The organism is Micromonospora sp. 4G55, from assembly GCF_016803375.1.
The window spans coordinates 1-2088 of the sequence record NZ_JAEVHN010000895.1; the positions used below are offsets into that span (position 1 = coordinate 1).

The following is a 2088-nucleotide window of genomic DNA, read 5'->3' on the forward strand; positions in this document are numbered from 1 at the left end:
GGCCGGCGGGCCACCGGCGGTCGCGGCGAAACTCCCACCGCTCGACGGCGTCGGCGGCGTCCCGGAGCCGCCGGGCCAGCCAGCTACGCGGTCCTGGGCGCGGCGTTGGCACTGCCCGACTCCAGCTCCAGGCCCTCGTACGCCAGCGTGAGCGCCTCGATGGCGATCTCCTGGGAGAGGGTGTGCAGGTGCGCGCCCCGCCACCGCATCGGCCACGCGTTGATCATGTTCCAGCGCAGCGCCTCGCTGGTGCCGGCGGCGTCGAGCAGCACCACCGAGACGTTGCGGCGGTTCACCGTCCCCCGGGCCGCGGCCTGCACCCAGTCCCACAGCTCGCGGGAGGAGGTGAGCCCGAAGTGCAGGGTCACCGGGGCGTAGTCGACCTGGCACGGTACGGCCCGGATCCGGTCGTTGCCCGCCTCCCGGTACGCCCGCCGGGCGATCGTCACCTCCAGGCCGCTGACCTCCGTGAAGTGCCCGTTGGTGATGCCGTTGATGAGCAGCTTGAAGTTGTAGGCCCGGTACGGGTCGACCGGCGCGCCCGGTTGCGGCGTGGCGGGAGTCGTCATCTCAGCCTCCGATCGTCTCGGTCTCGGTGCCACCGGCCCACTGGCTGAGCTTGAACACCACGAACTCCGCGGGCTTGACCACCGCGATGCCGATGTGCGCGACCACCATGCCCGCGTCGCGTACGTCGGCCGGGTTGGTCTCCTCGTCGCACTTGACGAAGAACGCCTCCTCGGGCGTGCGCCCGAGCAGGGCGCCGTCGCGCCAGACCCGGGTGAGGAAGGCGCCGATGTCGCGCCGGATGGAGCGCCACAGCGAGAAGTCGTTCGGCTCGAAGACCATCCACCGGGTGCCGTTGGCGATGGCCTGCTCGATGGAGATGGAGAGCCGCCGCACGTTGAGATAGCGCCACTCGCTGGCCTCGGCGGCGAGCGTACGGGCGCCCCACACCCGGATGCCCTCGCCGGCGAAGTAGCGGATCACGTTGACGCCCTTGGGGTTGAGCACGTCGTGCTCCGGGCGGGTGACCAGGTACTCCAGGTCGACGGCGCCGCGTACCGGCTCGTTGGCCGGGGCCTTGTGCACCCCGCGCAGCCCGTCGGTGCGGGCCCAGATGCCGGCCATGTGCCCGCTCGGCGGGGTGAGCACCAGCTCGCCGCTGAGCGGGTCGCGCACCCGCAGCCAGGGGAAGTAGCAGGTGCCGAAGTCCGACTGCCGGGGCCGGTACGCGACGGTGCCGCCGCCGTCGTCGGCCGGCTTCGCCGTACCCTCGGCGGGTTTGCCGTCGGCGGCGCGGGGGGCCCGGGCGGAGCTGGGGGTGGCGACCCGGGTCAGCGCCGAGATGTCGTCGATGCCCGGTGGCGGGTCGCAGATCGCCACCATGGTGCGCAGCCGCTCGGCCATGCTCAGCAGGGCCTCGTGCGAGACCGGGTCGTGGAAGCCGGGGGCGGCGAGGATGGACACCTCGTCGACGGCCTCCAGCAGTTGCAGGCCGGCGCGGCGCTGGCCGCCGCCGGTGAGCTGGCCGCCCTCGCCGACGTTGACCACCCAGCACCGGGTGCCGCCGTTGTCGAGGAAGCCGAAGACGGCGCGGGCCAGCGGGGTGCTCTCCGGGCGTTCGCCGCCGGCGTAGAGCCGCAGGAACTCCGACCAGCTGTTCACCGGCATCGCCCGGTCCACGTGGGCGCCGCGGTCCGGGGCGATGCGACGAACGCGGCGGTGCTCATGCCGACCGGCCCGATCGGGTGGGCCCCGCTCGGCACCTCCTCGACGTAGATGCCGGGGGAGAAGTAGTTGGGCATCGGTCCTCCTGGTGCGCGGGGCGGTCCGGGGTCAGCGGGCCGGGGGTTCGCAGACGATGACGAGGTCGGTGTCGGCGGGGTCGACGTCGGCGGTGAGGGTGTGGCCCCGGCCGACCAGGCGCAGCCGGACGGGGCCGGGCTGCTCGGGGTCGTCCGGCACGCCGGTGAGCCGGAACCGGCCGGCCGGGTCGGTGTGCGTGGCCTGCGCGGTGCCGACCAGTTCGACCCGCATCGCGGCGAGGGGCTGCTCCTGCGGGCCGACCACCCGGCCGTCGAGGGT

4 protein-coding genes are annotated in these 2088 nt (G+C 73.8%); all 4 read right to left on the reverse strand.

Translation table 11 applies throughout. The annotated features are described in order from the left end of the window. Nucleotides 1-83: 83 nt before the first annotated feature. The gene (locus tag JNW89_RS35790) at nucleotides 84-569 is read right to left on the reverse strand and encodes a phage tail protein (protein WP_238452380.1); all 486 of its coding nucleotides are present in this window, start codon (nucleotides 567-569) and stop codon (nucleotides 84-86) included. Nucleotide 570: 1 nt separating this feature from the next. Then, nucleotides 571-1674: a phage tail sheath C-terminal domain-containing protein gene (locus tag JNW89_RS35795; protein ID WP_238452381.1), complete on the reverse strand. Its 1104-nt coding sequence runs from the start codon at nucleotides 1672-1674 to the stop codon at nucleotides 571-573. Beyond that, on the reverse strand, nucleotides 1665-1808 hold the full coding sequence (locus tag JNW89_RS35800) for a hypothetical protein (protein WP_238452382.1): 144 nt from the start codon (nucleotides 1806-1808) through the stop codon (nucleotides 1665-1667). The genes JNW89_RS35795 and JNW89_RS35800 overlap by 10 nt, the downstream gene beginning before the upstream one ends. A gap of 31 nt (nucleotides 1809-1839) precedes the next feature. Then, nucleotides 1840-2088 (reverse strand): carboxypeptidase-like regulatory domain-containing protein (locus JNW89_RS35805; protein WP_238452383.1); only part of this gene is annotated, 249 nt, incomplete at its 5' end.

Coding starts and splice junctions, on each gene's coding strand:
- JNW89_RS35800 (WP_238452382.1), bottom strand. CDS start 1,808: ATGCCCAACTACTTCTCCCCCGGCATCTACGTCGAGGAGGTGCCGAGC.
- JNW89_RS35795 (WP_238452381.1), bottom strand. CDS start 1,674: ATGCCGGTGAACAGCTGGTCGGAGTTCCTGCGGCTCTACGCCGGCGGC.
- JNW89_RS35790 (WP_238452380.1), bottom strand. CDS start 569: ATGACGACTCCCGCCACGCCGCAACCGGGCGCGCCGGTCGACCCGTAC.